The 25,996-nt window shown below is 67.8% G+C and carries 28 protein-coding genes; 16 read left to right on the top strand and 12 right to left on the bottom strand.

Annotated elements, in window-relative coordinates; all coding sequences use genetic code 11:
* Window positions 1-64: 64 nt before the first annotated feature.
* From ACZ5NH_RS05060 to ACZ5NH_RS05020, 9 genes are read right to left on the bottom strand one after another with little or no spacing between them, the layout of a single operon-like run.
* On the bottom strand, window positions 65-517 hold the full coding sequence (locus ACZ5NH_RS05060; protein ID WP_468773013.1) for an NUDIX hydrolase: 453 nt from the start codon (window positions 515-517) through the stop codon (window positions 65-67).
* A 47-nt stretch (window positions 518-564) separates the two neighbouring features.
* Complete coding sequence (locus ACZ5NH_RS05055; RefSeq protein WP_468773012.1) at window positions 565-1,332, bottom strand: ABC transporter permease; 768 nt, start codon at window positions 1,330-1,332, stop codon at window positions 565-567.
* On the bottom strand, window positions 1,301-2,239 hold the full coding sequence (locus ACZ5NH_RS05050; protein ID WP_468773011.1) for an ABC transporter ATP-binding protein: 939 nt from the start codon (window positions 2,237-2,239) through the stop codon (window positions 1,301-1,303). The genes ACZ5NH_RS05055 and ACZ5NH_RS05050 overlap by 32 nt, the downstream gene beginning before the upstream one ends.
* Complete coding sequence (locus tag ACZ5NH_RS05045; protein WP_468773010.1) at window positions 2,239-2,688, bottom strand: type II toxin-antitoxin system RatA family toxin; 450 nt, start codon at window positions 2,686-2,688, stop codon at window positions 2,239-2,241. Before ACZ5NH_RS05045 ends, ACZ5NH_RS05050 begins: the two co-directional genes overlap by 1 nt.
* Before the next feature lie 20 nt (window positions 2,689-2,708).
* On the bottom strand, window positions 2,709-3,935 hold the full coding sequence (locus ACZ5NH_RS05040) for an aspartate aminotransferase family protein (protein WP_468773009.1): 1,227 nt from the start codon (window positions 3,933-3,935) through the stop codon (window positions 2,709-2,711).
* Window positions 3,935-5,167, bottom strand: a complete 1,233-nt coding sequence (locus ACZ5NH_RS05035; protein WP_468773008.1) for an acyl-CoA dehydrogenase family protein — start codon at window positions 5,165-5,167, stop codon at window positions 3,935-3,937. Before ACZ5NH_RS05035 ends, ACZ5NH_RS05040 begins: the two co-directional genes overlap by 1 nt.
* Window positions 5,164-6,162 carry an SDR family oxidoreductase gene (locus ACZ5NH_RS05030; RefSeq protein ID WP_468773007.1) on the bottom strand — a complete coding sequence of 333 codons (999 nt, stop codon included), beginning with the start codon at window positions 6,160-6,162 and terminating at the stop codon, window positions 5,164-5,166. Before ACZ5NH_RS05030 ends, ACZ5NH_RS05035 begins: the two co-directional genes overlap by 4 nt.
* A 14-nt stretch (window positions 6,163-6,176) precedes the next feature.
* Window positions 6,177-6,707, bottom strand: a complete 531-nt coding sequence (locus ACZ5NH_RS05025; RefSeq protein ID WP_468773006.1) for a hypothetical protein — start codon at window positions 6,705-6,707, stop codon at window positions 6,177-6,179.
* Complete coding sequence (locus ACZ5NH_RS05020) at window positions 6,704-7,336, bottom strand: hypothetical protein (RefSeq protein ID WP_468773005.1); 633 nt, start codon at window positions 7,334-7,336, stop codon at window positions 6,704-6,706. The genes ACZ5NH_RS05025 and ACZ5NH_RS05020 overlap by 4 nt, the downstream gene beginning before the upstream one ends.
* Before the next feature lie 854 nt (window positions 7,337-8,190).
* On the opposite strand from ACZ5NH_RS05020, the gene idi reads away from it, so the two are divergent.
* The 15 genes from idi to ACZ5NH_RS04945 all read left to right on the top strand — a co-directional run bounded on the left by idi (window position 8,191) and on the right by ACZ5NH_RS04945 (window position 22,351).
* The gene (gene idi / locus ACZ5NH_RS05015) at window positions 8,191-8,721 is read left to right on the top strand and encodes an isopentenyl-diphosphate Delta-isomerase (RefSeq protein ID WP_468773004.1); all 531 of its coding nucleotides are present in this window, start codon (window positions 8,191-8,193) and stop codon (window positions 8,719-8,721) included.
* A gap of 48 nt (window positions 8,722-8,769) precedes the next feature.
* Window positions 8,770-9,501: a hypothetical protein gene (locus ACZ5NH_RS05010; protein WP_468773003.1), complete on the top strand. Its 732-nt coding sequence runs from the start codon at window positions 8,770-8,772 to the stop codon at window positions 9,499-9,501.
* 26 nt (window positions 9,502-9,527) lie between these two features.
* Window positions 9,528-10,586, top strand: coding sequence for a polyprenyl synthetase family protein (locus ACZ5NH_RS05005; protein WP_388625985.1), 1,059 nt, complete (start codon window positions 9,528-9,530; stop codon window positions 10,584-10,586).
* Complete coding sequence (gene uppS, locus ACZ5NH_RS05000) at window positions 10,583-11,389, top strand: polyprenyl diphosphate synthase (RefSeq protein WP_468773002.1); 807 nt, start codon at window positions 10,583-10,585, stop codon at window positions 11,387-11,389. Before ACZ5NH_RS05005 ends, uppS (ACZ5NH_RS05000) begins: the two co-directional genes overlap by 4 nt.
* Before the next feature lie 6 nt (window positions 11,390-11,395).
* The gene (locus ACZ5NH_RS04995; RefSeq protein ID WP_468773001.1) at window positions 11,396-12,289 is read left to right on the top strand and encodes a nucleoside/nucleotide kinase family protein; all 894 of its coding nucleotides are present in this window, start codon (window positions 11,396-11,398) and stop codon (window positions 12,287-12,289) included.
* Window positions 12,286-12,996: a hypothetical protein gene (locus ACZ5NH_RS04990; RefSeq protein WP_468773000.1), complete on the top strand. Its 711-nt coding sequence runs from the start codon at window positions 12,286-12,288 to the stop codon at window positions 12,994-12,996. Before ACZ5NH_RS04995 ends, ACZ5NH_RS04990 begins: the two co-directional genes overlap by 4 nt.
* Complete coding sequence (gene uppS, locus ACZ5NH_RS04985; RefSeq protein ID WP_468772999.1) at window positions 12,993-13,691, top strand: polyprenyl diphosphate synthase; 699 nt, start codon at window positions 12,993-12,995, stop codon at window positions 13,689-13,691. Before ACZ5NH_RS04990 ends, uppS (ACZ5NH_RS04985) begins: the two co-directional genes overlap by 4 nt.
* 11 nt (window positions 13,692-13,702) lie before the next feature.
* Window positions 13,703-14,407: a hypothetical protein gene (locus ACZ5NH_RS04980; RefSeq protein WP_468772998.1), complete on the top strand. Its 705-nt coding sequence runs from the start codon at window positions 13,703-13,705 to the stop codon at window positions 14,405-14,407.
* Window positions 14,394-14,999, top strand: coding sequence for a hypothetical protein (locus ACZ5NH_RS04975; RefSeq protein ID WP_468772997.1), 606 nt, complete (start codon window positions 14,394-14,396; stop codon window positions 14,997-14,999). Before ACZ5NH_RS04980 ends, ACZ5NH_RS04975 begins: the two co-directional genes overlap by 14 nt.
* A 312-nt stretch (window positions 15,000-15,311) precedes the next feature.
* On the top strand, window positions 15,312-16,556 hold the full coding sequence (locus ACZ5NH_RS04970) for an NAD(P)/FAD-dependent oxidoreductase (protein ID WP_468772996.1): 1,245 nt from the start codon (window positions 15,312-15,314) through the stop codon (window positions 16,554-16,556).
* A 116-nt stretch (window positions 16,557-16,672) separates the two neighbouring features.
* Window positions 16,673-17,743 (top strand): polyprenyl synthetase family protein, encoded by a 1,071-nt coding sequence (locus ACZ5NH_RS04965; protein WP_468772995.1) that lies wholly within the window; start codon window positions 16,673-16,675, stop codon window positions 17,741-17,743.
* A 67-nt stretch (window positions 17,744-17,810) separates the two neighbouring features.
* The gene (locus ACZ5NH_RS04960) at window positions 17,811-19,256 is read left to right on the top strand and encodes a cytochrome P450 (RefSeq protein ID WP_468772994.1); all 1,446 of its coding nucleotides are present in this window, start codon (window positions 17,811-17,813) and stop codon (window positions 19,254-19,256) included.
* A gap of 76 nt (window positions 19,257-19,332) precedes the next feature.
* Entirely contained in the window at window positions 19,333-20,427 is a 1,095-nt protein-coding gene (locus tag ACZ5NH_RS04955) for a terpene synthase family protein (protein ID WP_468772993.1), read from the top strand.
* A gap of 49 nt (window positions 20,428-20,476) precedes the next feature.
* Window positions 20,477-21,331, top strand: coding sequence for a methyltransferase domain-containing protein (locus ACZ5NH_RS04950; protein ID WP_468772992.1), 855 nt, complete (start codon window positions 20,477-20,479; stop codon window positions 21,329-21,331).
* A gap of 237 nt (window positions 21,332-21,568) precedes the next feature.
* Complete coding sequence (locus tag ACZ5NH_RS04945) at window positions 21,569-22,351, top strand: isoprenyl transferase (RefSeq protein WP_450982038.1); 783 nt, start codon at window positions 21,569-21,571, stop codon at window positions 22,349-22,351.
* Between the two features lie 81 nt (window positions 22,352-22,432).
* Here the strand turns inward: ACZ5NH_RS04945 and ACZ5NH_RS04940 are convergent, their stop codons facing one another.
* Together ACZ5NH_RS04940 and ACZ5NH_RS04935 are read right to left on the bottom strand one after the other, a co-directional pair.
* Window positions 22,433-23,170, bottom strand: a complete 738-nt coding sequence (locus ACZ5NH_RS04940) for a polyprenol monophosphomannose synthase (RefSeq protein ID WP_468772991.1) — start codon at window positions 23,168-23,170, stop codon at window positions 22,433-22,435.
* Window positions 23,171-23,388: 218 nt separating this feature from the next.
* A complete protein-coding gene (locus ACZ5NH_RS04935; RefSeq protein ID WP_468772990.1) occupies window positions 23,389-23,823 on the bottom strand; it encodes an ATP-binding cassette domain-containing protein in 435 nt (144 codons plus the stop codon).
* A gap of 1,047 nt (window positions 23,824-24,870) precedes the next feature.
* Between ACZ5NH_RS04935 and ACZ5NH_RS04930 the strand changes: the two genes are divergently transcribed.
* Window positions 24,871-25,170 carry a PadR family transcriptional regulator gene (locus ACZ5NH_RS04930; protein ID WP_468772989.1) on the top strand — a complete coding sequence of 100 codons (300 nt, stop codon included), beginning with the start codon at window positions 24,871-24,873 and terminating at the stop codon, window positions 25,168-25,170.
* A 613-nt stretch (window positions 25,171-25,783) separates the two neighbouring features.
* Here the strand turns inward: ACZ5NH_RS04930 and ACZ5NH_RS04925 are convergent.
* Complete coding sequence (locus ACZ5NH_RS04925; RefSeq protein WP_450982035.1) at window positions 25,784-25,993, bottom strand: MbtH family protein; 210 nt, start codon at window positions 25,991-25,993, stop codon at window positions 25,784-25,786.
* Window positions 25,994-25,996: the final 3 nt, after the last annotated feature.

Genomic DNA, 25,996 nt, shown 5'->3' with positions numbered 1-25,996 from the left:
CTCCGACTGCAGAAACACCGGATCATGCGGCCTTGAGTCAGCACCGGATCAGCACGGTGGAGGCCTACGCCTCGCCGAGCCCGGCCGACGGGCCGAGATGGCGCCTGAGCGCGCTACGGATCGGCGGCAGCATGGGCAAGTCGGCCAGGTCGGAGAACGGGATCCAGGCGGAGGCGTCGACGCCGCCATGGCCGATGTGCGTCAGCTCACCGCCTCTCATTTCGACTTCGTAGAGGGCGAAGATGGCATGGAAGTCGATGCCCATGCTCAGCAGGCGGTGTTCGGCGTCCAGATCCAGCAGATGACCGGCTTCGACGTCGTATCCGGTCTCCTCCTTGAACTCGCGCACCACCGTCTCCCGGGGATGCTCGCCGTGTTCGACCTTGCCACCCGGCAGCATCCACCGCCCGTGGTCGTCCTTGGAGGACGGCCCGATCCGCACCATCAGCACCGCGTTCGGCCTCCGCAGGATCCCGTAGGAAGCGAAACGCTGCAACGGCTCGTACGCGATCGTCATTCCGCTCTGGCCTCCGTCATCGGTGACGTTTGGGTCTGTGCTGGATGTCATACCCAGTGCCTTCGATCGGTGTCCATCGTGAACCGCCAGAGCGCCAGTGTGGTGAATGCCGCCCCGAAGGCGAGCAGCGCGCCGGCGTTCGACACCACGTCGGCAACGCCGGCGCCGTCCAGCACTACCTTCCGAAAGCCGCCGACTGCCCAGTACACAGGCGTGAACCTGGCCACCCAGCCGATCCAGCCGGCCATCAGTTCGGTCGGCACCAGAGCTCCGCCGAAGACCGTCCAGGTGAGCGTGACCATCCGCTCCACGGCGAACGCCTGCCGTCTGCTCGGGGAGACCGCGCACAGGGCCAACGCGAAGGAGACCACACAGGCGGCCAACGCCACCATGATCACGAGCAGGGCGAGCAGGGAACCGCGCACCCGCAGGCCGATGGTCAGCCAGCCCAGCACGAACAGGAACGCACACTGGGCCACCACCAGGGCCCCGCACAGCCCCGCCTTGCCCACGACGAGCTCCCAGGTGCGGAGCGGGGACAGCCGCAGGCGCTGCCAGGTGTGCAGGCCGTGCTCGCGGAAATAGGACTCGGTGACCAGACCGGTCATGAAGAAGGAGAACATGCCGGTCATACCCGGCACCGCCAACTGGGCGCCGTCGGCGTGCCGGTAACCGAGCTGGGAGAGCGCGCCTGCGTACAGCGGCTTGATGAAGAGCATGAGCAGACACGGCGTCAGCAGCACCGTCACCAGCGGGGCTGGCTCCCGGCGGAGCCAGGTCGCGTCATGCCGCAGCAGAGCTAGTACGCGTGCCATGAGGAGCCTCCCTCGCCAGGATGTTGAAGTAGGCCCGTTCGAGATCCGCATGGGCGATTTCGACGCCGTGGAGCCTCTCACGGTGATCGGCCAGGCTCTCCAGCGCCTTGACGATGTCGACAGCGGGCTGCGCAGTCGGGAGATAGACGGTGTCGGCCACTGTTCTCGCCCCCGGCCAGGGCATCTCCGGTGCGCCGCCCGCGAAGCGGAGAACCAGTTCGCTTTGGGTGTGCCGGGCGATCAGCTCGTCCACCGTGCCGTCCGCGACGATCCGCCCGTCGGCGAGCACCACCACCCGGGCCCCCAACTCCTCGATCTCGGAAAGGTAGTGCGTGGTGTAGACGACGAGCGCTCCACGCGCCGCCAGCCGTTGCACGACCGCCAGTAGCCGCAGCCGTGTCTGCGGGTCCGCGCCCGCGGTTGGCTCGTCCAGCAGGACGACGTCGGGCCGGTGCACCAGTGCACAGCCCGCGTGAAGCCGGCGCTGCTGCCCTCCGGAGAGTTCCGCCGCGCGCCGACTGCGCTGTCCGGTCAGATCGAGCGCGTCGATCAACTGCTCGACGGACTCGCTCAGCTCTCTGCCGCGCAACCCGCCGAGTGAGCCGAAGAAGCGAAGGTTCTCCTCGACCGTGTGCACCGGGTAGACCGCGATCTCCTGTCCGGCCAGTCCCAGCCGACCGCGCAGCGCGTTCCGACCACTGACCACGTCGGTGCCGAGCACCCGTACCGATCCCCCGTCGGGGCGGAGCAGACCGGCGATGACGGACATCAGCGTGGTCTTCCCCGCCCCGTTCGGACCGAGCACGGCCAGTATCCGGCCACGGTCCGCGGAGAGCGTCAGCTCTCGCAGGGCATGCAGCTCACCGAACGACTTCCGTAGCCGCTCGATCTCCAGGCCTCGTTCCACTAGTCGGCGCGCCGCCCGAGCGACACCAGCATGTCCGAGGAGTTGCGCTCGATGGCCCGCACTGCGACCGGCTCCAGCATCGGCCGGAGCATCGGGATACCGATCTCGAAGTCCACCTCGAGCGTGGCCTCGGTGATCTGCTCCGTAACCCTCGTCACCTGCCAGAAGCCGGAGAACCGCTCCAGGTCTCCGGCCACCTGCTCATAGGTCAGACGCCACTTCGACGGGTCACGGTGCTCCCGCTCGCTCCACTTGAGCACGGACCCCTTGAGGAGCACCTCCCACTCGGTCACCGCCTCAGTGGTTCCGTCGGGCCGGACCTTCTCGGAGAGCACCCGGGTCCTGATCACCGAATCCATGAACGCGGGATAGGACTCGATGTCGCAGATCCTCTTCCACACGTCGTCGGCCGAAGCGATCAGTCGCTCGGATACGGTAACGATCGGCACTTTGCCGTCTCCCCCCTGTATCAGTCCAGTTCACGCTGAGTCCGCCGGGCGGCCGCGTGCAGCTTCTCCGCCACGAATGCCAGTTCCTGAGCCCCGATGAAGGCCGACGGCGTGAACCGCAGGATCGAGGGCGCCGTCAGGCACGGTGTGAGCAACAGGCCCTCCGCCAGGGCGGCCCGCATCATCTCGCCGGCCACGTCCGGCTGCGTGCCGTGCAGCCCGAGCAGTGCGCCCCGGCCGGTGACCTTCACGAACAGTCGGGGCCAGGTGCTGACCAGGTCCGCGAGGATCTCCGCCAGCCGCGCCCCCGCGGTACGGGCCAGACCGGGAACGTCTTCGGCGGCCAGGACCTTCAAGGTCGCCGTGAGCGCCGCAGCGGCCAGCGGGTTGCCCCCGAAGGTGGAGGTGTGCAGCAGCGGGTCCCGATCGTAGGGCTGGAACGCGTCCTCGGTGGCGATCAGCGCCGATACGGGGATCACCCCGCCGCCGAGAGCCTTTCCGGACAGCAGCACGTCCGGGCGGACACCCAGGTCGTCGTGGGCCCAGAACGAGCCGCACCGGCCCAGGCCGCACTGGATCTCGTCGAACACCAGCAGCGAACCGGCCTCGGAGCAGGCCTCACGCAGGGCCGCCCCGTACTCGGGCGCCAGCGGATGGACCCCGCCCTCACCCTGCACCGGCTCCGCGAAGACCGCGGCCGGCCGGTGCCGCCGGATCATCTCGGCGGCACCGTCGGCATCGTCCCGGGGCAGCCGGACCACCTCGGGCAGCAGCGGGCCGAGGCCGTCACGGAACAGCGTGGCGTCGGTCAGGCTCAGCGCGCCGACGGTCTTGCCGTGGAACGAACCCGCCAGATGCGCCAATGGGACGCGTCCCGTGCGGGCCCTGGCCAGCTTGATGGCCGCCTCCACCGCCTCGGCACCCGAGTTGAGCAGCATCACCTTGTCCAGCCCCGACGGGGCGGACGTCGCCAGGTCGGCCGCGGCTCGGGCGTTCTCCGCGTTGGGCAGCGTTCGGGTCGCGCCCGACAGGCGGGTCGACTGCCGCGTCACGGCCTCGACCACCTCGGCACGGCCGTGGCCGAGCAGGAAGACGGAGAAGGAGCCGAGATCGAGGTAGCGCGCACCCGAGCCCGTGGTCACCCAGGAGCCGTCACCGGACACCTCGGGATCCGTCGCCCCCATCAGCCGGAACAGCAGGGCACGTCCCGAGGACTGGTGGTCGCGCACAAGGTCGAGCAGGTCCATCAGGAAGCTCCTTCCGTCGGCCGCTCCGCGAGTTCGAAACTCCATGGCAGACCGAGTGCCCAGCGCCCGAGCAGCTGCCGGGTGGCGAACCGGGTCGGCGGGTGGAAGCGGGCCGCCTGCACGTCCCGGACCAGCCGCGAGGCGGGGCCGGTCGCGGAGTACGACGCGACACCGACCAGCTCCGCGGCCTGCTCCACCGCGCGGACGGCCGTCTGCGCCGCCTGGTCCTTGAGCGCGAGCATGGCCGGGACCAGGCTGCGTGGGTCGGTTCGGTGCTCGTCCAGCTGCCGTGCCAGACCGGCGGTGGCGGCCTCCAATGGCAGTACCGAGGAGACGATGTCGCCGAGGGCGGACTGGAACGAGGGCAGCTCCGCGCGTGCCGCGTCCAGGTGACTGATCCGCGACCGGGCCAGCGCGGTACGCGCCTGGTCCACCGCGCCCGCGACCACACCGAGGTAACAGGCGGTGGCGGTGGCGCAGAACCAGCCCAGTCCGGCGGCGAAGACCTCGTCACCGAGCGAACCCGGCTCACTGCGGTGGAAGACCATGTCGTCCGGGATCTCGCAGTCGGTGAAGCGCACCGTGTCGGATTCGGATGCACGCATGCCGAGGGTGTTCCAGGTGCGCTCCACGTCCACACCGGGGCTTCCGTTCACCACCAGTGCCACCAGCAGGCTCTCTGGGCCCCCGGCCTCGTCGACCATCTGCAGGCACAGCAGGTCGCTGCGCTCGGCGAGCGAGCAGGGCACCTTGACCCCGTTGGTGATCCAGTTGTCACCGACCCGTCGGGCCCTGGTGTTGGAGCGGGTCAGGCTGCCGTTGAGTCCAGGCTCGGCGAACGCGGACGCGACGATGCGGTTCTGGCTCGCAATGGCCTCCAGGAGCAGCCACGACTCGTCGCGTTCCCGCCGCCAGTGCTCGACGACCACTCCGACCGAGAACAGGTGCATGTTCACCGCGATCGCCAGCGCGGGATCGGCGGCACCGATCCGGCGCTGCAGCGCGCAGCACTCGGTGACGGACGCCCCGCCCCCTTCGAAGTCCTTGGGCACGGGCGCTCCGAAGTACCCGTTCTCCCTGAGCAGTTCGATGCTGCGGTCGGCCAGTCGCCCGCTCGCGTCGTTCTCCTCGGCGAGTGCGGCCAGTTGCGCGGTGACCCTCTCCGGCAGGAGGTACTCGGTGTCCGGCCAGGGGGCGTCGAAGCCCCGCCGGTAGTCATAGGCGTCGTTCACGCCGCCTCCTCCCCCATCCATGGCCGCGGCGAGCTCTTCGCCAGGTGTGGACGCCGCTCGGCCCAGGCCGCGATCGCGGCCTGGACGGCGCCTGCGGGATCGTCGACCTGCCAGTTGACCCCGATCGGCTCGGCCACCGACATGTAGGGTATGAACTCGCTGAGCAGATCGATCTGACGGAGTTGACGAGACGTCAGATGAGGCTTGGCGAAGGGCAAATAGAAGCGGTACCACTGCTCCGGCGTGACGAACCCGGGAGTCTCCAGCGGCTCGTGGCCGGCGGCCACCCGCCACCGGTTCAGCGCCAGGTACATGGAGTCGATGACCCCCCTGAGCCCGAGCGCCCGCTCACCCGCCCCCAGCACCACCGGTTCGTCCCTGCCACCCGTCGCTGCGATGTGCAGCACGCAGTCGGCTATGTCGCAGGTCGACACGACCTCCACAGGGGCGTCCACCTCACCGATGAACACCGGGAGAAGGCCTGTCACACCGGACTGCATCACCGTGTACAGGCCGGAGTACCGGCTCACCATCCCGTCCGAGCGCCGGCCGACCACGAGCGGCGGACGAACGACGGTCGCCCCGTACCGGCGAACCGCCTCCCGCTCCGCCTCGGCCTTGGACCACTCATAGGTGTTGCGGTAGTCAGTCAGATCCGTCGACTGCGTGGTGCCGCGCAGGCCGGTCGCGTAGGCCGTTGAGATGTGGATGACATGGGTCGAACTCCCCACCAGCGGCTGCAGCGCGGCCACCGGAGCGACATTGGAATCCTTCGCTTCCTGGGCCGGCAGGTTCCAGCGCGGCCGGGCCGCCGCGTGCACGATCACGTCCCAGGACTCGGCCAGAAGCCGCTCGGGGACCGGTGTCTCGCACATCCGCCAGGCGACGGCGTCGGCGCCGCCCCTGGCCGAGCAGCCGGTGACGAGCCAACCGGCGGCCCGGGCGCGCTCCACGATTTCCACGCCCACCACGCCGGTGGCCCCGGTGACCAGCATCGTTCCTGGCCCGTTCACAGTGGCTTGGTCCATTCGGTAGGGAGCAGCGGCGGAAGGCCGAGCTCGTCGGCGAGTCCATGCCAGCCGCGGACGAGCCGCAGCGCACCGAACATGCCGTCAGGCGAGCGGAGTTGGGGAAGCGGCTCGGTCAGACCGAGGGTGGCCTCAGTGGCGTCGACCCAGGCGCGCACCCGCTCCAGCCAGTCGCGGGCACGGTCACCGGCAGGTGCGCGGCCAGCGAATTCGCGTGCGTCGGCGATGAGTTGGTGGGCGCACTCCCAGTCCGCTCTCGGCACGTGCGTGCACGGGTCGATCGCCCCGCCGTCCTCGGCGACGTACGGTTCGGCCCCGAAGGGGAGCCCGCGGACCTGACAGCAGATCAGCACCAGATAGCGGGTCTGGGCGAGCACCAGGTGCCACTGACCGGCCTGCACTCCGCCCTCGATGTCCTCCAGTGCCGACTGGGCACCCACCATCATCAGCAGCGCGCCGTGACTGACGTGGGTCACATGCTGGTGCAGGCTGGGGCTGGTTCGTACCGTCATGAGGGGCACTCCACTCCCAGCCACAGCAGGTCCTCGGCGAAGAGCGCCGCCACGTCCGGATGCCAGTCCTCGTCCACCGCGTAGGTCCAGGCGGTGCCGGTGTCGACCGGCCCGCCGGCGGGCACCGACACCGTGCGCAGGCCCCAGCGTGACACCAACTGGTCCCCGCCGAAGGCGTACCGGTCGGTGCCCCGCGCACAGCTGAGCTTCACCCGCCAGGCGGAGCTGTCCACATCCAGCAGGTAGTGGTCGAGCAGTTCGCCGACGCGCGCCAGATAGGCGGGCACGTCGTCCGGGGAGCAAGGTGGGCACATCGCGAGCTCGAACGCCGCGAGGCCCTCGCGGTCGCTGAGCCTGCTCAGTTTCTCCCCCAGCCACTTGGGCTTGAAGTACGCCTCACCGCGCTCGACGGCCCGCCGCTCCAGGGCAGCGGCCAGCGCCTCCCCGATCCGCAGTGCCGCCACGAGTGGCTTGCGTCCGGCGAACTCGCGGGCGGCGATCCGTTTGCGGACCGCCTCGGCCGCGTACCAGGAGCTGATCCATCCGGCCAGCTCGCCTGCGAGCCGCTGCTGCCAGGCGGACCACTCGGGCGTGCCGGTCAACGGCAGCCCGAGCCCGAACCGACTCATACTGTCCAGCACTTGGCGCCTGGTCCCGAGGTCACCAGGACCGACCTCGGGGGGTGGCCAATGAGTGGTGGTCAACTCCTCATGGCGACGGGCAACCTGATCGACTCCGTGCAGCACCACATCGACCCGGGAACCCTTTGGATATGCCATGAGGGGCAGCGTGCTCGCCACCTCATCGGGGACGATTACATATAGATCCAAATCGCTGTTCGCGTTACCGAATCCGGCAATCACCGAGCCGGCCGCGATAATCAGCAGTGGATCACCGAACGAGTCATCCACTTGATCGAGAACCTGACTTTTGGTCAGTTCGTTAGTCGAAAGAAAGGCGTCGAACCGCTCGACCGTCGTGACGGTCGCCGGCGGCTGCCCAGCCGTCGAGGCCTGCACTCTTGCTCCCCCGTACCACTACTCAACCTGAGTTCTGTGGCCGCCCAGTCTCCACATCGAACCCATGACCGTCAATCAGAGTACGCCCCACACAAAGGAGTTGACGTCGAGGCGCGCCGGAGGGCCACACTTCTCCAGGATGCCGCGAAGCGGACAAGTATGACCATTTGCCGCAAGTCGGACCTTTAAGGATGCTTTCGGCAAATGCGAGATTGCTTTTGGGTTGACAGACGCGCACCCTGCTGTGAAACATTCGGTGAAGCGCGTACGGGGCAATGATCGAACGGCAGCGCCGTGAGGCGCTCATGAGCCGGAACACAACTTCTGCCTCGGCGACTGCCTTGAAGGCATCTTGACTCGCTGCGTGAACGAGTCTTTATTCATGGGGGAATCACGTGGAGTGCCAGTCACACCTGCCCGAAGACACCCCGGAAGCGACAGAGTCTGCTTCCCCGAAGCAGATCATGCTGGAGTTGGTGAATTCCCGGGGAGTGACCACCGGGGTCGCCGAGAAGCTGGCCGCACATCAGTCCCCGGGCCGGCTCCACCGAGCGTTCTCGGTTTTCCTGTTCGACGGCAGAGGGCGCATGTTGCTGCAGCGCCGAGCACTGTCGAAATACCACTTCCCCGGTGTCTGGTCGAACGCCTGCTGCGGGCACCCCTTTCCAGGGGAGGCACCGTTCCAGGCGGCCACCCGGCGCGTCGGGGAGGAGCTGGGAGTGGCCCCGGCGCTCCTGATGGAGGCCGGCACCGTGACGTACCGGCATCTCGATCCTCAGTCAGGGCTGGTCGAGCACGAGTACAACCACCTCTTCGTCGGCCTGGTCAGGGCCCAGCCGCGCCCCGATCCGTCGGAGGTCGCCGAGTTCGCCCTGGTGGCCCCCGACGAGCTGTGCAAACGTCGGGAGGTCGACAGCTTCTCCGGCTGGTTCCAGGACGTCTTCAGCGGCGCCCTGCCGGCCGTGCGGCAGCTCGTCACCGACGCCGACTGGTGACGGGCCATCAGATCCCACCGTACCGGCTGTCGTCCGAGAGGAACCGGAATGCCGACAAACGCGGCCGATCAGCACTGGCTCAGCACCGAGGTGACCATCGACTGGACCGATCTGCGGGCGGCCCACTCGCAGTGCCGGTCGGTACTGCGCCGGCTGGCCGCCGACCGCTCACTGCTGACCTCACTGGTCGATCGACTCGCCGAGGACAACGAACTGCTGGCGGACGCGGACCACCATCCGGTGATGGACCGCCTGACGCTCTGGCGCGATCCGGAGCGCGGCATCTACCTGCGGCTCCATGTGTCGCCCGGCACCAACGAGCTGATCCCCCACGATCACAAGTACTCGTTCACCACCTATATCCTGCGCGGCTCCTACACGCATGTCTGGCGCCGACGCGAGGGCACCTACCAGGGTGACTTCACCTCCGACGAGGCGCCGCTCGGGCTGGTGACCAACGAGCGCGTCGGATCCTGCTACACCCTCGGATACTCGCTCATCCACCAGACGGTGATGGAAGCCGACACGGTGACGCTCTTCATGCGCGGCCCGAAGCAACAGACACGGTCCTACGCCGCCCTCGACATGCTCGATCGGCTCGTCGTCGACGCGGCGGCCGATCCGGTGGCGCCGGTGGAGCGGCGGCACACCGACGGCGAGCGGGGCCTGGGGTTCGACGAGTACGTCCGGCTGCGGGACCGCCTGTCGGCTCTCGGCGTCCTGGATCCGCCCGACCCCTTCGACACCAGCACGATCCCTCACGAGAGGCGCCCGTCTTGACCGACATCGACACAGTGACCCGCGAGATGCAGGATCGGATCGCGGACTACCAGCGGCACTTCACCGGGCTTTTCACACGGTACTTCGAGACGCTCCGCAGTGACTTCGACGGTCCTGAACTCAGCCGGTTCACCCCCCGCTGCCTCGACCTGCTGCAGGACCTCTCGTTGCGCGGCGGCAAGCGCCAGCGCGTGGCGTTCATGTACGAGGCTGCCCGCCTGGTGACCGACGAGCGCGTGCCCGGTCTCGACGAAGCGGCGCTGAGCATCGAGCTGCTGCAGACCCATCTGCTGGTGCACGACGACATCATCGACGACGCCCCCACCCGTCGTGGTGGTCCCTCCACGTACTACGCCTACCGGACGGAGTTCCCCGAGCAGCCGCAGACCGCGCTGGGTCTGGCGCTGCTGGCCGGCGACCTGGCGGCCTTCCTCTCACTGCAGGTCCTGCTCGACGCGGAACTGCCCGTGCAACTGCGGCACGCCCTGGTCGACGTCCAGACGCGCGCCGCCGCCGCAACCTTCGTGGGCCAGATCTTCGACCTCGAACGGGACTTCCCCGGGATTCCCAGCGAGGAGCTGCTTCACTCCGTCTCCGACTACAAGGCCTCGCGGTCGTCCGCGCTGGCTCCGGTCCAGCTCGGCCTCCTGGTTGCCGGTGAGGACCCGGCCCGCTACGCGGAGACCCTGAGCCGGTACGCGCTCATGTTCGGCATCTCCGGCCAGATGTGCGACGACTACCTCAGTCTCTTCGGCGACGAGGCCGTCACCGGCAAGCCCAACACGGCGGACGTCCGTGACGGCCGGCGCACCTACGCCATCCGGGCCCTGCTGGCCGCGGCCTCCGAGCCGGAGCGGGCCGAGGTCGAGTCCGTTCTCGGCAGCCCCGACTGCACGAACCAGGACATCGACCGGCTCCGGGAGATCGCCGCACGCCACGGTGTGGACCGCCGGCTCCGCTCGGAGATGCACCGGTACGCGGAACTGGCCTGCAAGGAGGCGGCCGGCTGGCGCCCTCGTTGGCGCGAGGACGCGGTGGCCTTCTTCGAGCGCGTACCCGTCTGGGGTGTGGAGCGGACGCTTTGAACACCAACACCGACTCCGCCGACGCTCGTTCCGCGGCCGCCGCATCGCTGATCGGCGGCTCCAGGGCCGTTGCCGTGTCTCACCCCGCCGACGGTGGCTCGGTCCCCAGACATCTGGGCCTGATCCTCGACGGGAACCGGCGCTGGGCCAGGGCCTGTGGCCTGTCGGCCTCCGACGGCCACCGGGCCGGGTTCTCCCGGATCCCTGAGGTGCTGCGGTGGTGCGAGAGTCTCGGCATCGAGGCCGTGACGCTCTGGATGCTCTCCACGGACAACCTGAAACGGGATCCGGCCGAGGTCGACGCACTGATCAGCATCATCGCCGACACGGTGGCCGAACTCACCGCATACGGCAGCTGGCGCATCCGGCACCTCGGGGTCCGCGACGCCGTCCGGCAACCGCTGCTCGGCATCCTCGACCGCGCGGTGGCCGACACCGCGGCGGCCACCGGTCTCGAGGTCAACCTGGCCGTCTGCTACGGCGGTCGTGAGGAGGTCGTCGACGCCTGCCGGAGCGTGCTGGCGCAGTACGAGGCTGAGGGCCTCTCGGCCTCGGAAGCGGCCGAGCGGCTCAGCGTCGAGGCGATCTCGGACGCCATCGGCACCGGCGCACCAAAGCCGGAGCTGATCATCCGCACCTCCGGTGAACAGCGGAGCTCCGGCTTCATGCTGTGGTCCGGAATGCACACCGACTACTGGTTCACCCCGGTCTTCTGGCCGGATTTCGACCAGGCGGCACTCGGCGAGGCGCTCGCGCACTTCCGGAGGTCGCGCTCCCCACGGCTGCCCGCGTCGGTGGGGTGAACAAGCATGGACAGGAACGGTTCCACGGTGGCCTCGACCTCCCTCTCCCCCGGCTGTGCCATCGGGCTCATCGGCATCGACGGCGTCGGCAAGACCACGCTCGCCGGCGAACTGGAGCGGCGACTGACCGAGCGCGGGGCGCAGGCCCTGCTGCTGTCGCGGCGTCAGTACCTCAAGACGCGTCCGCGGGACTTCGTGGGCGACACCATGGCCGCGCTCTACGAGGGATCCCTGCGCACCCTGTACGGCTTCGCAGACCTCGCCGAGGGCGGCACGCTCGGTGACCACTTCCCGCCACCGGCGGGTCCGGTGATGTCCACCGGGTTCGAGCGGATCCTCGACGCAGCCGCGATCACCGGCAACGACCCGCACGCGCTCATCGCCTCCATACTCTGCGAGATCGCCGGTCACCTGGCGTTCCGCGAGGCGGTGGTGGCCCCCGCCGTGCGAGCGGGGAACGTCGTCATCGAGGACACGCACGGCATCAAGATGGTGGTGAAGCTCTACTTGCTCGCCGCCTCCCTGGCAGGCTCGCGGGAGCAGCTGAACGACAGCCTGGAGGCGGTGCTGAAGGCGGGGATCACCGCGTTGCGGCCCGATCCCGCTACCGCCGTGCCGGTGCTGGTGCAGGTGGATCCCGAGATCGCCTACCAGCGCCGGGTCGCCCAGCACGGCAGGGTCGGCGGGATGGAGCACTACGGCCCGGTCGGCCGGGCCAACGGGCGCGACTCGTACGTGGAACTGCAGAGCCGCAGCCAGAAGATCTTCGACGAGATCGCCACGCAATGGGGCTGTCTGCGGGTGGACCTCCCGCCGCACGACCGCGAGGGCGGCCTGCGGACGGCCGTGGACCGGATTCTCGCCGCCATGGACGAACTTGGGGAAGGGCAGTACCAGTGACAGACCAGCTCGCCATCCACCCCGGACCGCATTGGATCGACCACCTGCCGGCCCTGGACTGGACGGACCTGCGCACCGGGCATCGCCAAGCCCGCTCCGTGCTGACCCGGCTGGCCAGGGACCGGGAACTGCTCACCCGGCTGGTCCACGAGATCGAACACGACGACCAGCGACTGTCGGCCAGCGAGATCCATCCGCTGATCAACCGGCTGATCCTCTACCAGGACGACTCGCGCGGCTTCCAGATCCGTCTGCACATGTCCCCCGGCTCGCGCGAGCTCGTGCCGCACGACCACAAGTACACGTTCACCGCGTATGTACTGCAGGGCGCCTATGTCCACGTGTGGCGGCGCCGCGCGGACCGTGGGGAAGGCGAGTTCACCGGGAACGACATCCGTCCCGGAATCGTCTCCATCGAACGTCCTGGTACCTGCTACACCTTCGGTCACCCGCTGATCCATCAGACGATCATGGTGCCGGGCACCGTCACGCTGTTCATGCGTGGACCGCGGGTCAAACAACGGTCGCACGCGGCCCTGGACATGCTGCCGCAGGCCGACAACTGGCCGCCGCCGTCCGAGCTCGGCAAGCCCAAGCACGCCAACGGCCAGCGGCCTGTCACCATCGAGGAGTACCGGGCCATGCGCGCCCAGCTCATCGGGAGCAGGCTGATCGACGCCATACCCGGGCCGGTGGGGGCGAGGTGACGCCGCACCATCTGGGGGTGATCCTGGACGGCGGCACCCGCTGGGCCGACGCCAACGGGACATCCGCGGCCGAGGCGTACCGGCGCAGCTGTGTGAAGCAGCTGGAGGTCGTCGGGTGGTGCCGCACGGAGGGAGTGGCAGCGGTCACGCTCTTCGTTCCGCCGCCATCGGCCTCGCTGTCCGACGAACAGATGGACGCGGTTTGGAGCCAGGTGCTCGACGGACTCCGGCAGAGCCGTTCCGGCGCTCCGGCCGCGACGCTGAAGCACATTGGCGATCCGGCCCAGCTGCCCGCGGGCCTGGCGGCGAAGCTGCGGTCCTGCGCCGAGCGGGCAACCGCGGACGACAGCGGATTCACCGTCAATCTGGTGCTCGGATACGAGGGCCGCAGCGAGATCCTCGGTGCGCTGCGCTCGATCCTGCTGGCGGCTCGCGACGAGGGCAAGAGCCTGGCCGAGACCATCTCACGGCTGGACACCGAGCAGCTCGGCGCGAACCTGAGCACCGGCACGTTGCCGCCGCTCGACCTGGTGATCCGGACCGCCGGGCATCGGCACCTGTCCGGGTTCCTCCCGTGGCACGCCGCCTATGCGGAGTACCACTTCACCGCGGCCTGCGCGCCGGAGTTCACCTGGGGTGATCTGACGGCGGCGCTGGCCGACTACTCACGCAGGAATCGCAGGTTCGGCAAGTGATGGGAGTGACCATGGAGACGCACGGCTCGGAGGAATTCGACCTGGCTGCGGCGTGCTCGGAGATCGACTGGGACGATCCGCGGCGATCGGGCAGGCAGGCCCGGAAGCTGCTGGGCCGGCTGGGATCCGATCGCGACCTGCTGTCGCAGATCGTGCTGGGCATCGAGTCCGATCCGCTGCGGCTCGGCCGTTCGGAACGCCACCCACTGATGCACCGGCTTTCCCTGTACGAGGACCCGGAGCGCCGCTGCCAGCTGCGCCTGCACTTCTTCACCGGCCGAGACCGGGACCTGGTGCCGCACGACCACAAGTACCCGTTCAGCGTGCACGTGCTGTCCGGCGGCTACCTGCACGTCTGGAACCGGCGGACCGACGAGGCACAGGCCGGTGACTTCACCTCCGAGGACGTCACTCCGGGCATCGTCACTCTGGAGCGGGCGGGAACGGGCTACACCTTCCAGCACTCACTGGTGCACCAGACCATCGTGCTGCCGGGCACGGTCTCCCTCTTCCTCCGCGGTCCCAAGCGTCAGGACCGCTGGCATGCGGCCGGCGACATGCTCCACCTTCTCAACGGCTATGAGGCGCCCACCACGGACAAGAAGCCCCACCTGGGCGCAGAGCCGATCACCCTCGACGAGTTCCTCGCCATCCGGGACGACCTGGTACGGCGCGGGATCATTACCGACAGGAGGCCCTCAGGTGTCGCTGCCTGACTTTTTCATCAACCCCGTCGTGCAGTTGCTGGCTCAGACCTCGTCGCCCTACGACGTGCCGGCGGATCCCGAGATCTTCAGCGAGAACTGGCTGGAACCCGTCCTCACCCGTTCTCTGGCGCTGCTGCGCGAGGCGAACCCGCAGGAGCATGCGCCGGCGTCGGCCACCGGCAGCGGACTCACCTACCTCGCCCTCACCTCCGACGTGGAGAAGGACTATGCGGTCCACCTCCGCATCGCGGGCGAGGGCGAGGCGGTACCGCGCGATCCGGCGGAGAAGTCCGTTGTGCTGACCCTGGGCGGCACGATGGAACTGGAGGCGTTCCGGCACGGCGGGGACGTGGGCGCCGACACCCCCTGGTACGTGAGGCAGTTCGCTCCCGAGAACATCTACGCCTGCCACCCCGGCACGCTCCATTCCGTGGAGCAGTCCGAGGACGCGGTCCAACTGGTCATCTCCAGGGGCGCGACGCCGGCGGTCGGCCGTTCGCTCAGCGTCGAGGAATACCGCCTCGCCGCCAACCGTGCGCAGCATCTCCTCGGTCACGTCCTGGAGAGCCGGGGCGGCGCTGTCGCGCAGATTTCCTCCTGAGCAGTTCTTGGCCCGTACGAGTACGTCGCCGTGGCGGCCCACCCCTGGTGGGCCGCCACCTTTGTGTTCAGCAACCGGTATGCGGACCTGGCGCCCGATGTCCAAGGACGGGCCCATATTCCGGACCTCAGTAAAAATTTCCCGAGAATGGAAAGTCGACCGGGCCCGCATCACGAACGAGCGCGCACTGTCGGCTTTCGGCCAAACTACATGGCGTGTTTACTCTGGGGCTCATAGGGGTCAGACTGATGTGCGAGGCATGAACGCAGTGTCGGCTCGCCCGACCGTACGAAATGCAACGGGGGAACGCTTGTGACCAGACGGACTGTGGCCATCATCGGTGCGGGAGTGTCCGGACTGACCGCGGCCCATATTCTGCAGAAGCAGTTCGACGTAACGTTATTCGAGGCCAAAGAACGCCTCGGCGGTAACGCGGATACCCGAATGGCCGGGTCCTTTCCGGCCGATCTGGGTTTTGTCGGCTTCAACGAGCTTGCCTATCCGAACCTCATGCGGCTCTTCGCGGAACTCGGCGTCACAAGCAAGCCGGCGGTACAGAGCGCGGACCTCGTCTGCCGCGACTGCGACTTCGCGCACCTGGACGGTGACACGCTGGGCGCCGAGGGCCTGCCTGCCCGCCCGAAGAACACCGACCAGGCAACCTGGAACACCTTCGTCGCCGATGTCGTGCGCTTCGGCACCCAGATGGCCGAACTGGCCGATTCGGGCCCCGATCGGCTGACCCTCGGTCAACTGCTCAGCGAGCAGGGCTACTCGGAGTACTTCACCCGGCACCACCTCTATCCGCGGATCGGGCCGTGGTTCCTGCTCCACGCAGCGGACCTCAACCGTGTTCCGGCCGGCTTCCTCGCCGCCACGATGAGCCCGCTCGGCCGACCGGAGGCCCGCGCGGCCTGGCGTGTGGTCGATGGCGGCAGCCGTACCTACGTCGAACGAGTCGCCGCCGGCCTTTCGGCAGTCCGGACCTCGACGCCGGTACGGTCGGTCACCCGGAGCGGGGACGGTGTCGAAGTCCGGGACGGATCTGCCGAGGTGCACCACTTCGACAAGGCCGTCATCGCGGTGCACCCGCCCCAGGCGCTGCGCATGCTCACCAATCCGACCGCCGCCGAGCGTGCCGTGATCGGGGCGTTCGAGTACGCCAAGGTGGAGATGGCGCTGCACACCGACAGCAGCATCCTGTCCTCGGACAAACTGTCCAGCGCCCTGCTGATGGAAGTCTCCTGCGCCACCCCGAGGCCGCTGTTCACCGACTGCCATGTGGATGTGACGATGTCACAGCACCTGGACACCGACGTCCGGTACCTGAAGAGCTTCAACCCCACGGACACGATCGATCCGGACAAGCTGGTGGTACGCGAAACCTACGAGGTCCCGGTCTTCACGCCGGAGAGCGTGGCTGCTCAGCGCAGGCTTCCGGGGCTGTCCGACCAGGTGATCGCCTGGGCCGGCGCCTACCACGGCAATGGCTTCCATGAGGCCGGCTGCGCGTCAGGCGTCGCGGCGGCAGAAGCTCTCGGAGCGTCCTGGAGCTAGCGGTTGCCCTGGACGACGGTGGCCCGCCGAGCCTCCGTTCGCCGGCCGGCGATCCCTCCCGGACCAGTGATTCCATCGAGTAGTTCCAGACCATCGTGAAACGGACCGTGCACGACGTGACCACTCTGGATGTCCCCATACCTCTCGATCCGTCCGGAATCCGCGCAGCGGTCGACAACCTGCTCCACGAATTCCTCGACGAGCAAGAACGAATCTCCTCTGTACCTGAACTCACCCTCTTCACCGGCCTGTTACGTGATCTGCTGACTGCCGGGGGCAAGCGGGTCCGGCCCGTACTGTGCGTCACCGGTTGGCAGGCCATCAGCCGGGAGCTGCCGCCGCGGATGGTGTTCCGGATGGCGGCCTCACTGGAGCTGTTCCACGTCTTCGCCCTCATCCATGACGACATCATGGACAACTCCGCCCTTCGCCGCGGCCTGCCCACCGCCCACCGGATGCTCGCCGCCCGCAACGGCCACCATCCGCAGGCCGAGGCCCTCGGCACCAACGCCGCGATACTGCTGGGGGACCTGACCCTCGGGTGGTCCTACGACCTGCTCTACCTCGGCAGTCCGGCCGAGGAACAAGCGGCCACACCGTGGACGACGCTCAACGCGATGCGCACCGAGACCCTGGTCGGCCAGTACCTCGACCTGGCGTCGACCGGTTCCCGGTCCCCGGAGGCCGAGCTCGCCTGGAAGGTCATCTGTTACAAGACGGCCAAGTACACCTTCGAGCGTCCGCTCCACCTGGGTGCGTCGCTCGCCAACGCCGACGAGCACCAACTGCAGGCCCTGTCCGCTTACGCGCTCCCGCTCGGTGAGGCCTTCCAGTTGCGGGACGACCTGCTCGGTGTCTTCGGCAACCCCGGGGAGACCGGCAAGCCGGCCCTCGACGACCTGCGCGAGGGCAAGCAGACCGTTCTGATCACGACGGCCTACGAGCGAGCCACCCCCGCCCAGGCGGCCTATCTGCGCGCACATCTGGGCAGTCCGCAACTCGGCCCCGACGAGGCGGAAGAAATCCGCGCCATTCTCGTCGAGACCGGTGCGGTGGAGGCCGTCGAGGAAATGATCACGGTCCGGCACAAACGCGCGCTGGAGAGCCTGGATGCCGCCCCCCTGCGGCCGGTCGCGACGGATGTCCTGCGTGAGCTCGCCATCACCAGCGTCGCCCGAGTCGCCTGAGCCGGCCGAGTCGTCCGAGTCGTCCGAGTCGTCCGAAAGACAGCAGCTGAGTCCGAGGATTTCTGATATGCCGCAAGCACAGCAGACCAAGACCCGCACCGTCCCCGGGAACATCCCCTACCTCGGGCACGCGGTCGGCTTTGCCGCCTGGCCGCTGAAGTTCCTGTCGGAACAGCGTGCCCTCGGCGACATCACCGCCATCAGTCTGGGCCCCAACCAGGCTCGTATCGTCAATGACCCGGCCCTGGTCCGTGAACTGCTCGTCTCCCGCACCAAGGACTTCATCAAGGCGGGTCCGCTGTACGACATCAGCAGCGCCTTCGTGGGCAACGGACTTGCCATCAGTGAAGGGACGTTCCATCGCCGGCAGCGTCGCCTGATGCAGCCCGCCTTCCAGCGCTCACGGATGCCGGCCTACCACTCGGGCATGCAGCAGGCCGCGGAGGCGATGACCGGACGCTGGCGCAGCGGGCAGCCGGAGGACATCCACAAGCACCTCTTCCAGCTCGCCGTCCAGGTCATCGGCACCATGCTCTACGGGGACCGGTTCACCGACGAGATGACCGATCGGATCGTCTGGGCGGTCTCCACTGCCTCGAAGGGCATCGGCTGGCGCAGCGTCATCCCGCTGTCCTGGACCCACACCCTGCCCACCCCGGAGTACCGGCGATTCAGCGACGCCCAGCAGGCTCTGCACCGGCTGGGTGACCTGGTTGTCGCCGAGCACCGCAAGCTGCAGGACGCGGACCCCGATCACTTCCTGTCCATGCTGCTTGCGGCGCGCGACGAACAGGGCGAACCGCTGAGCGACATAGAGCTGCGGGACGAGGTCGTCACTCTGTTCTCGGCCGGCAGCGCGACGGTGGCCACCACGCTGGCCTGGGCGCTCCATCTGCTGAGCACCCACCCGGACGTCGAGGAACGCCTGCACGGCGAGGTCGTCGAGGTCCTCGACGGCCGGCCGGTGACCGCTGCCGACCTGCCGCGGCTGGAGTACCTGGGCCGAGTCATCACCGAAGTGCTGCGCCTCTACCCGCCGGCCTGGCTGCTGCCGCGTATCACCCCTGAGGACACCGAACTGGGCGGTCACCGCATCCCGCGTGGCACCCACGTGTTCTTCAGCCCCTACTCCATCCACCACGACCCCCGGTTCTACCCGGACCCCGAGCGGTTCGACCCGGACCGCTGGCTGCCCGAGCCCTCGACCGGCCGGCCCCGTGAGGTTTACCTCCCCTTCGGGGCCGGAATCCACCAGTGCATCGGCAACAACTTCGCACTCACCGAGGCCACCATCGCCCTCGCCACCATCACTGCCGGCTGGCGGCTGTGCCGGCCGCCGCGTGCCAAGGTCGGCACCCGCAGCGCCGCACTGCTGGAGCCCGTCGGGCTCACCCTGATCGCCCGGCGCCGTCCCGCCCCTGTCCAGCGGCACGCTTCTTCGCAGGCCCCGGCCACCGGTCAGGACGGTTGCCCGCACGCGGGCGCCGACGCCCGGAGCACAGGCGCGTCCTGACCGCACGCGTCCTGAGTGCCGCACGTCACTTGCTCATCGAACCCTGTCTGCGCATCCGCACGTAGGAGTACCACCCATGACTGACGACATTCCCCCCTGCCCGGGAATCGGCCAGGACACGCGTGTCCGGCTTCCGGCTCTGGCCCAGCGCTTCACCTGCGGTCTGCACCCCGAGTACTACGACATCCTCCGCCGCCACGAGGACTGGGTGCGCACCAAGCTCCTTCCCCGCCATCCGGACGTGGCCGACCGCATCCTGCGCAACAACCTGAGCGCGATATTCGTCAGCATGGCCTACTACAAGCTCGACACCGAGCGGGTGCTGGACATCTGCAACCTGACGGACTGGCTCTTCATCCACGACAGTGACGTGGCCGAACTGCGCACCACCCCGGGCAGCACGGACTCGGAGCGCCAGGCCAAGGTCGACGGTTACCTGGGCAAGCTCCGCGACATGCTGGAGGGCGGGGAGGCGCCGGACGAGCCGTGGGCCATGGACAGCATCAACGACCTGATTGCCCGGTTCAGCGCAAAGTCCTCCCCCGCGATGTTCGCCAAACTGGTTGATGCGTTCAACTACTACAGCCTTGAGACGATCCGCGACGAGGCATCCAACCTGCTCAGTCACAAGATCACCGACCTCGACAGCTACATGGAGATGCGGGCGAGCGGCGGGAGCTCCGCCACTTTGTTCTTCCACGTGGTCACCGAGTACGTGATGGGCATCGATCTGGAGACCGACGTTCTCAAGCACCCGCTGGTGCAGCAGTACTGGCAGAGCATCATGGACCACTGGTACCTGCCGAACGACCTGCTGTCCTTCCGGGCGGAGTGCGCCCGGGGCGACCACAACAACGCGATCTGCCTCCTGCGCCGCGTCGAGGGGCTGACCCTGCAGCAGGCCATCGACAAGGTCGCCTTCCTGATCGACGAGAGGCAGGACCGGGCGGTCCGGCAGTACGAGGAGATCCGTGCCTCCCCGCTGGCCGAGAGCCCCGGCCTGCTGGCGGTGCTGGAGACGTTCCAGCACATCAGCGCGGCGAACCAGCGCTGGTCCTACATGGCGCCCCGCTACCACGGGGAGGGCTTCGTGTGGAACGGCGTCCTCAGCGGCGAGGTACGTCTCACGCCCGATCACACCTACTTCCCCGACGTGCCCATCACCGTCTAGGACCCGCTCCCGAATCCACACCTGCCCCGGTTCTGAAAGGCAAGCACTGATGACCGACAGCCCGGCTTCCTCGTTCGTGCCGACCAAGGACGATGTCGCGGCCTTCTACGACACGTCGATTCCGCTGATCAACAAGCTGGTCGGCGACAACGTCCATGTCGGGTACTGGTCCTCCCCGGAAGACGAGAGCTCGCTCCAGGACGCCACCGACCGGATGACCGACATGGTGATCGAGCGCCTCGCGGTCAAGCCGGGGGCGCGCGTGCTGGACGTCGGCTGCGGCCTGGGCGCGCCGGCCATCCGGCTGGCCAAGACCGCCGACGTCCATGTCGTGGGCATCGCGACCAGCCCGAACCTCATAGAGGCGGCCACCGAGTCCGCGCGGCGTGCGGGTGTTGCGGAGCAGGTGACCTTCGAGGTCGTCGACGCCGAGGAACTGAGCTATCCGGACGAGTCCTTCGACGCGGTGATGGCGATCGAGTCCCTGGTCCACATGAACGACCGGCCTCGGGCCTTCCAGCACATCGGTCGGGTGCTGCGGCCGGGCGGCCGGCTGGTGCTGACCGACCGGGTGGAGATCACCACGCCGAACGAGCGGGAGCGTCAGGTCCTCGATGCCTACCGGCGGCTCTCGATGAACGTGCCGTTCCTGAAGCTGGACGAGTACTTCCGTTGCCTCATCGACGTCCGGTTGCTTCCGATCGAGTACCGGGACATCACGCCGGAGACGGCGGCGCACCAACTGCACATGCTGGAGGCCATCGAGCGGCAGAGCGCCGAGGCGGGCCAGGCTCTGGACCCGGCGGTGCTCTCGGCCGGGAAGGCCGTGTTCACCGACCTGTTCGAGGCGAAACTGCCGACCAACATGCTGCTGGTGGCGGAGCTTGGGGCACCGCGCGGCTGACCGAGGAGGAACACGCCGACGAGTGTGCCGGGCCGGGAGCCGGGTGCCCCCGGCCCGGTCGTCGCAAAGCGTTCCGGGACGACCGGCGACCGGGCGCTTCCCCCGTCGGTGCGCGGGCCGGCTCCCCTTCCCCCGGGCGCCGCAGCCGTGCCCCTGACCAGCAGGGTTACTCATCACCGAAGGACGTACTGATATCGTCCGAAGGTCGGTTCTCCCCCTGCTCCCCGGCTTGGAGTGATGATGGTTCTGTCGACGGTCCGCTCGACACTGGAGGCGATCTACGAGCGCCGCCTTGCGGGCAAGCTGGAGGGGCTTCCTCGCCCCCGGCACGTCGGGATCATGATCGACGGGAACAGGCGCTGGGCCCGCAGTGCCGGGCACGACGACCCGCGCGAGGGGTACAAGGTCGGCGGCGCCAGGGTCGTCGAATTCCTGGAGTGGTGCACCGCGGCGCAGATCCAGCACGTCACGATCTTCATGCTCAGCGACGACAACCTGCACCGTCCCGCCGAACAGGTCGGTCCGCTGATCGAGATCATCAGGGAGACCGTGCAGAACATCTCAGGACCGGGTCTCCCCTGGACGGTCGGGATCATCGGCGCCCTCGATCTGCTGCCCAACGATGTGGCCATCGACCTCAAGGAGGCCGCCGCGCAGACCAACGGTCGCGGTGGCATGAACGTCGACGTGGCGGTCGGATACGGCGGCCGCCGGGAGATCGTCGACGCGGTCAAATCGGCCTTCGCCGCCTACGTGTCCGAAGGCGGCGATCCCCTTCGCCTGATCGACGACTTCGACGAGCAGCACATCTCACAGCACCTGTACTCGGCAACCGGGCCCGACACCACGGACTTCATCATTCGCACGTCCGGCGAGCAGCGCCTCTCCGGGTTTCTGCTCTGGCAGTCGGCCTACGCCGAGATACATTTCGTCGACTGCTACTGGCCCGCGTTCCGGCGGATCGACTTTCTTCGGGCCCTGCGCTCCTACGCCGGACGTGAGCGCCGCTTCGGACGCTAGACGTACGAACCGCCGGCCGCGGACGGCCCAGGGTGTGCCACCGCAGGAGTGCACCACGCCCAGGGCCCGTCCGCCGTGGGCTCACTTCGCCCGTCGGCCCAGGAGCAGCTTCCAAGGCGCAAGCGCCGACTCGGTCTGCACAGCCAGGCTCATCTTGGAAGTGCCCTTGACTCGCTCTTCGAATCGGATGGGCACCTCGAGGATCTTCATCCCGCGTTTGACGGTGCGGAAGTTCATCTCCACTTGGAACGAGTATCCGTTACTGTAGACCGATTGCGGGTCGATCACACGCAGCGTTTCCGCCCGCCATGCCTTGAATCCGGCGGTGGCGTCCTTCACGCCCAACCGCAGCAGCGTGTTCACGTAGAAGTTCGCCCACAGGGACAACGCTTTGCGGTGCCACGGCCAGTCCGCCGCGGTCGCACCGCCCGCGACATAGCGGGAGCCGAGCACCACGGCGGCGTCCGTGTTCAGTAGCGTGTCCACCATCGCGGGAATGGCCGAAGCGGGGTGCGAGAGATCGGCGTCCATCTGGATCACCACATCCGCGCCCTCTGCCAGCGCCCGGGTCATCCCGGCGACGTAGGCACGTCCCAGTCCGTCCTTCTCGGCGCGGTGCAGCACACCGACGCGGTCCGGGGCTTCCGCCGCCAGTTTGTCCGCCACGTCACCAGTGCCGTCCGGTGAATTGTCGTCCACCACCAGCAGATGGAGATTCGGCAGCTGCAGATCCGTCAGCAGGCCGGCCAGTACGGGCAGGTTCTCTCGTTCGTTGTACGTGGGCACGACGACAACAATCTTGGGGACTAAGTCGACCATGATCAATACCTCGGGTCCAAAGGGAGGCGGCAGACGGACGGCACCCACACGTGGCACCGCACAGGCTGCCTGGTTACGGCATACGGAAACTCTAGTTGACCCGGTGGACGAACGCCGCCACCGGCCTTCTCTTGAAGAAGAGTTGATCGACACTCGACCTTGACGGCCGGCAGGCCGTCGGCCCGTGCATCGAGGCCGCCGCTACGCGGTGGAAAGGCCTACCTCGGCCAGGGACTTGTACAAGGCACAACTACCGATGAGGTCTTCATGACTCCGCTCGCCTCGACACGGCCATTGTCGAAGACGGCGATCGCGTCTGCTTCACGAACGGCCGAGAGTCGATGCGTAATGACGATCAATGTGCAGCCCAGGGTGCGAAGAGAGGAGAAGAGCTCGTTCTCCGTCTTCTGGTCCAGGGCACTGGTGGCTTCATCCATGATCAGGCATCGAGGACCCGTGATCAGCGCTCTCGCCAGGGCGATTCGCTGACGCTGCCCGCCCGATATCCCGGCTCCTCCGAGGCGCAAGAGTGTCCCGTACTTCATGGGCATGGACATGATCTCATCGTGAACGAGCGCCGCCCTCGCCGCCGCGAAGACCGCATCCTCCGTGGCGTCCGGGAACTTCGACCGCCTCATCACGGCGAAGAGCATCAAGGCACAGTCGGTGGACCAGTTCCATCGATACGTCGACCTGTTTTTTCACCGCCGAGGTGACCAGGCAATGGGATCTGGAGAAGGAATACCCCTTCCGGTTCTTCCTCCTCAGGTATTCACCCACCCTCCATGTACTGATATTGGGTTTCGCTCACCTTTTCGTCGACGCAGAGTCATCCGAAATCAGTGAACGTGAGTTGTGGAAGGGATATGCGGCACCGGACACAGATGCGCGAGGGCAGGGCTCTTCCGTAAGGTTCTTCGAGCCGGTCCGGGATGCGCATGGCGGCGACACGGTGCGGCAAGAAGAGACGTACTGGCAGAGTCGCTACCCGAGCATCCCGCCGATTCTTCAGGTCCGTGACAGCGGATTCCGCCCCATCCGTGAACGCGAGGCCATGCACACCGAGTTTCAGTGGGTGCTGGCGTCTTATGCGCCTTCCGTGTTCGGGCTGACGTCGCAGGACAGGCTCAAATTCTCGGTCACGGTGAACATGAGAAACCGTGCGCAGGAGGAGGCCGTAGGCATGTTCGCGCTTCGCGTTCCTGCGCTTCTAGAGAGAAGGCCCTCACACACGGACATGCTCTCGCACGTCCACCAGGAGGTCCTCAAGTCCCTCCTGGCGTACCGCCGGATGGATCCCCATCTTCTGGACCAGTCGGCTGAACAATGCCTCGCCGACGGAGTGCGGCGGCCTTCGGATCGTCCGGTATCGCTCTGCGAAGTCGCGAACGGTGTCGTACATTCCACACGGACTCGATGCCAAGTTCTTCAGCACGCCGGAACACCTCGACTGTCATTTCATAGCCAACTCGGCAGTGGTCCCACCACAGGCGCAGGACAGGATCCTGGCCTCCTTCATGCAGGTGCGTGGGGAGCGCTGAGCAGGACGAAGAACACGCTTTGACGGCCGTCGTCCGCCGAACGCCTTTGTCGCACCCGGCAGAACGACGGGTGCCGGGTCCTCCGTCACGCCCCCGGATACTACACGTCCCGTAGCACGCGTCACGTATAATCTGGCTGGCGAGACGAGGAGGAACAAGATGCAGGCCAACGACGCTCAGACTCTGGTCCTGTGCGTGCTCTCGGACGGGCCGCTGCACGGCTACGCCATCAACACGGCCATCGAGGAGCTGACCGGCAAGCGGCTGGGCCCCGGCAGCCTGTACGGCGCACTGACCCGGCTGGAGTCCAAGGGGCTGGTCGAATCACTGGACGAGGTGGCGCGCGCCCGGCCCGTTCAGCTGACCGCCAAGGGGCGCGAGGTGCTCGAGCAGGAGCTGCGCTCGATGGCCCGGGTGGCGGCCGCTGGGCTTCGGGGCCTGGGGGTGAACCCGACATGAGCGCCATCCGGCGACTCGTCCGGCTCAATCCAGCGTCCCTGCGGGAGCACTGAGGACTCGACCTGGACAGCGAGGCCCCGGCTGGGTCTGCGTCCGCCGGCTCCGAAGGGGCGGCGCAGCGCAGCAGCAGGACGGAGCCCTCGTAACGGCCGGGCCGGTAGGCGCGGCCCGTGTATGGGCACGAGCCGTCTCCACATAGCGGTCCATCGTGGCCAGATCCATGTGCTCGGCCAGGAAACCTGCCTCGTCGGCCAGCCGGTACTCCGCCAACTCGCTCAGTCCAGCAGCACCAGCCGTCCTGACTGGCGCCCAGGTCCACATCGCCCATATGGGCCTGAAGCCAGCCGACTTGACCGTCGATCACGCCCCCGTCCACCCCCACGGCGAGGACCGCCTGCGGCGGATCGCCGACGCCTTCGAGTGCCGGGCGTCCTCGCCGAGAGACTGGCCGCACCCATCGTCTCCACGCTGCGAGGGGACTGACAGGCAGGAGATCAGCAGCGACCGTGGGGACACGCGGTCGCCGAGCGCGCCGGGCACGGTCAGCACCGCAGCCGCGGCGAAGTCCCCCACGATGGACGCGCCCCGATCACGACGGGATCCGTCGAGTCGCCTACCCGCCCATCTTCTCGACCAGGCTCTTAGGACGCAGATCCGTCCAGTGATCGTTGATGTAATCGATGCATTCCTGTCGGCTGCTCTCACCCAGCACTACGTCCCAGCCGTCAGGAACCGTCGCGAACGAGGGCCACAGCGAATGCTGGCCTTCGTGATTCACCAGCACGAGAAACACGCCGTCCGGGTTGTCGAACGGGTTGGTCACGAC

Source organism: Streptomyces sp. NPDC031426 (genome assembly GCF_055581585.1).
Note: the sequence above shows the minus strand (reverse complement) of the source record. Positions and strands in the feature narration are given on the sequence as shown.